This is a genomic window from Tritonibacter litoralis, from assembly GCF_009496005.1.
GTDB classification, from domain to species: domain Bacteria; phylum Pseudomonadota; class Alphaproteobacteria; order Rhodobacterales; family Rhodobacteraceae; genus Epibacterium; species Epibacterium litoralis.
Genome location: NZ_WIBF01000036.1, coordinates 1 through 4,076, shown reverse-complemented (window position 1 = coordinate 4,076; position 4,076 = coordinate 1). Strand labels below are relative to the sequence as shown.

Annotated in this window: 4 protein-coding genes; all 4 read right to left on the bottom strand. The window is 63.3% G+C overall.

Annotation, left to right across the window (positions count from 1 at the left end):
• Positions 1 to 646 (bottom strand): DUF6927 domain-containing protein (locus GFB49_RS20810; RefSeq protein ID WP_153218169.1); only part of this gene is annotated, 646 nt, incomplete at its 3' end.
• Entirely contained in the window at positions 646 to 1,239 is a 594-nt protein-coding gene (locus GFB49_RS20805) for a regulator (protein WP_153218167.1), read from the bottom strand. The genes GFB49_RS20810 and GFB49_RS20805, both read right to left, overlap by 1 nt.
• A 74-nt stretch (positions 1,240 to 1,313) precedes the next feature.
• Positions 1,314 to 3,296 (bottom strand): ParB/RepB/Spo0J family partition protein, encoded by a 1,983-nt coding sequence (locus tag GFB49_RS20800; protein ID WP_153218165.1) that lies wholly within the window; start codon positions 3,294 to 3,296, stop codon positions 1,314 to 1,316.
• A 467-nt stretch (positions 3,297 to 3,763) separates the two neighbouring features.
• Positions 3,764 to 4,076, bottom strand: a 313-nt coding sequence (locus tag GFB49_RS20795; RefSeq protein ID WP_153218163.1) for a transposase, incomplete at its 5' end; no start/stop codon positions are given.

Here is a 4,076-nt window from a genome sequence, read left to right as displayed (position 1 = left end):
GCCCCGCGAGATACTCCGCCAGCACAGGACTGGCCGCGCCCTTCGCGGAGCTGAGCAGCTCCGAGCCCGCAAGCGAGGCCTTCGAGAGGCGTACGAGCCCGCCGGTTTCCTCGATCCGGTAGCAGCGGCGTTTTTGCCGCCCCCGCTTGTAGTGGGTCGCGGTGACGATCTGGCAGGTGCTGCCATCGGTGAGCGTCACAGGGGTGGCGAGCCTGATCTTGTCGCCTTCCTCGTAGTCCGGGATCGACGCCCAATCCCGGCAACGCTGGCGCCAGTCCTGGGCGTAGCTGTCCGGGTCTTTCAGATCGGAGAGAAGCTCGATCAGCCCAAGGGGAGCACGACACTCGTTCGGGCCAGCGCTTTCCTCCATATCCTTGTAGCCCCAGCAGCCGTCATCGTATCGGGTGAGGAAGACAGCCCCGAAAGTGATGGAGCCATCCGGATCGGTCACATAGGTTGCGTCTTCGACAGCGGTGCCGTCGAGATTGGTGAACCTTGCCGCCGCATACCAGGTGGAGGCGACCTTGCAGGCCTTGACCAGTTCAGTTTTGCGCGTGGCGCCCTCGAAGGTGCAGAGCCGGGCAATCTCCGCTTTCTCATCCGCGTAGGTCTGGACACGGCGATCGGTGTAGAAGAGCCAACCCATCAAGCCGCCCTCCGATCATCGAGTTCCATCAGCGCATCGAGCGGCACGCGGTAGGGCTGCATGGCGTCGAAATCCTCGCAATTGCCGCAGTTCTGGACGATCGCGAAGGTGTCGCAGGCGTCCTTGAGGATGACTCGGAAGGTACCCCCGAGACCAGAGGGTACATCATAGGCTCCGCCGATGAGATAATCCGCTGCCCGGCGCACGAAGACGCGGATGCTGTGGCCATCCGTGGCGAGCCGGATCGTGCCCTGCCCCCTGTCAATCAGCGCCTGCACATCGTCGAGAATGTCGGTGTAGAACTGTCCGGTCAGATCACGAAAAGCCATGCGGCGCTGCGCCATCCAGTCGGTGTCCTGAAACGGATTCATGCCGTCGGCGAAGGCGAAGGAAGGATCGGCCTGCTCGGTGGTGACGATGCGGGTGGTCGTGCCATCGATACCGTTCGAGCGCAGATGCACGCCATTGCCGACGATGAGGATCAAGGCGGGTCCGTCCACGGGTCCGTTCCAGTTGGGCAGGAAGGTCTTGCAGGCGCGTGCATGGGTGATTTGCGCCGCCACAGCGGAGGCGGAGAACTTGAGAATAGCCATGGGAATGTCTTTCCGTTGGGTGTGGAAGGGTCGACCCGCGCGGGCGCTGCACCTCGCGCGGGTCGCGTGATGGCTCAGGCCGCTTGCGCGACCTCGCCGTCAGGTTCAGGGGTTTCCGTGATGGGCGCCGTCTCATCACAGTCGACACCTGCGGTCTGCATCATGGGCGGGCACCAGGCGGCCACGGCAGCGCGCTGCGCATCCGTCAGCGTCGCGAAAGGCTCGGCGAAGAGCTTGTCGCAGAAGGCGACAATCTCCTTCTTGCTGGACGAGGCCAGCGTCACCGCCTCTTGGGCGAGACCCAAATCCTCGCCGAGGATCTTCAGGAGCCAAGCCTTCTTGAAGCGGTTGAAGAGCGCCGCGTTCGGCGTCCAATGCGCGCGAATGTCGGGCATGATCTCGATCTCGAACTCATGCATCAGGCTGTCACGCTGCCGGTCCCGCGCGAAACAGGACTGCGTCGTGCTGGCAGTCGCATAGGCGACGAGCTTGGCCTTCTCCCCAGCCTCCAGCGCGCGAAACGCCGCGAACTGATCGGCGGGCGCGCGGGTGTCATCGAGCCAGGAGAGGTCCAGCGCCTCATGCGCCGCCGCCACCTGCTCGAGCGAGGTCTCGTCGATCTCGTCCATCTTGGCATGGCTGCGGTATTCCTTGCGGGCCTCGACCTTGATCGCCTGCGTGACGCTCATGCCGCTCGCCAGAACGTCGCTCACCAGCTTGAAGAGCGTCAGATCGAGCGTGGCCTCGGGATGCAGCGCCATCGCGGCCCCCAGTGCCATGGCCCGCTCGGTCTTGAGGTCCTCGGCCAGCGAGGCCGGGTAGGTGATTTCTCCGGCATCGGGGGCCTCCTCCCCCGTTAGGTTGCTTGAAGAGCCACGCGCGCCCTCCTCTTTCGCGGTGTCCTCGGGGCGCACGAGACCGATATGGAGTGTGATCTGCCCACCCTGCCACGACGCGATCACCCCAGACCGCGCCAGATCCTCGGCGCTGTAGGCCTCCTGTAGACCGCGGGCTTCGTCTTCCAGAGCGTCGACACGGTCGTAGAGAGCGTTGTAGGCGTCGTCCTCGAGCCCCTCATCTTCCATCTCGAGCTGCAGTTTCTCAAGCTCGGCGGTGATCTCATCGATGCGCTTCTGGGCGGTCTCATCCGGCTCGATCGAGCCGGGATAGACGCGACCGTAGTCAGCCATGGTCGCGTAATCGTAGCGGACCACCGCATCGGCCCAGGCAAAGCCCAGCTTTATGCGGGCCTCTTCGGCAGCGGCACCGAGCTTTTCGAGCAGGATGGTCTCGACCAGCGCCGCATCCTCAAGCACGGAATGCTCTTCCAGAAGGTCAGCCGCGATCGCTCCGCCGCGGGCCTCGTAGTCTTCACGCACGAAGGCCCCGATATCGTCGCTGACCTGGACGCCGCGGGACTTGAGCGCCTGGCGGACGGTGTAGGCCTGCAGGTAGCTGTCTTCCTTGGTGAGCGCCTCATAGACCTCGCGCTGCACCTCCTGGCTCGGGTGCTCGGCAAAGGCCTTCATCGTGTCGAGCGTGATCACCTTGGCCCGGGCCGCGGCGCGGATATCGGGGTGGATCAGCCCGTAGCGCAACCGGCCTTTCACGGCGGCCACCGTCGTGCCGAAGGTTTTTGCGATGGTCTCGGGCGTCTGACCATCGACCTCCATCATCCGGGCGAATGCCTCGAACTCGTCGATTGCGTTCATCGGCGCCTGGGTGATGTTTTCGGCGAGCGACAGGGCCGTGGTGATGTCGCAATCGTCCGGCACCAGGCGGCAGTCGATCTTGGTTTTGGCCGTGAACCCCTTGGCGGCCTTGTCTGCGGCCAGCTCCTTCAGCGCGGCATGGCGACGGCCACCGGCAAGCACGGCGTATTTCCCGTCGAGCTTCTGGACGAGGAGCGGCTGGAGCAGGCCCAGCACAGCGATGCTGGCCTGCAGATGCGCGATGTTCTCGGGATCGTAGGTTTCCGGCGAGTTGCTGCGCACGTTGGCGGGATGGGCAGTAAGATCGCCGATCGCGACGGTGAGGGGGGCAAAGCTTGTGGTCATGGGATGTCCTTCCAAGTGGGTGAGGTGTGGCCTACGCCTTCACGCGCGTGACCAATCCCCGGCTTCGGGGATCACAACGACAGAAGGCCCGCTTCCGTAATGGGGCGGGCCTCTGTCAAGGGTTTCGGGCAAGTCAAAAATCCCGGCGAAGATCTCATTCTTCACCGAGTTTTAAGGCACAAATTCAAAAGCTTACTTTTCCTTTTTCACTGCAACCGCACATCAGGACTGAGGGACACCCCCTACCCGGGCTTCGTTCTTCCGTCCGTAGTCAGCCTCATAGCTGCCACTCTATGCCTGGTCCAAATCTGGTCCTGGGTGCCCATCTTTCCCGCGTATTCAGCATTTGCTGATAACTTGCGGGCCTTCGGCATCTCCAGGAACCTCGTCCCGGCAAGGGACCTCGACGTACCTGTCATGAGGCGCAGCTCAACCCTCCGCTCTGAATTGTCCTTGAAGCTTCCCGCTCATGCAGTCGCGCCGGAGTTCTGCGTGTAGCGGAACGGCGTGCCGTCTATCCACATGCGGTGCAAGACGACGCCAATGCGTCGAGCAAGTGCAATCATGGCCCTCTTCGCTCCACGCCTGTGCGCTACTTTAAGTGCCCAAGATTGCAGCCAGTTCGGGGCACCACGGTGCATCAGGATCATCGCTGCCTGATACAACGCGGTTCGAAGCCCGCGATCACCGGCTCGCGTGATTTGTCCAACGATGTCCATCTCTCCGGATTGCGTGCGCCTTGGCGTAAGCCCCGCCCACGGTCCGACATCCTTCGACCGC

Excerpts from the sequence above, each read along its gene's own strand:
- GFB49_RS20805 (WP_153218167.1), bottom strand. The coding sequence starts at position 1,239 with ATGGCTATTCTCAAGTTCTCCGCCTCCGCTGTGGCGGCGCAAATCACC.
- GFB49_RS20800 (WP_153218165.1), bottom strand. The coding sequence starts at position 3,296 with ATGACCACAAGCTTTGCCCCCCTCACCGTCGCGATCGGCGATCTTACT.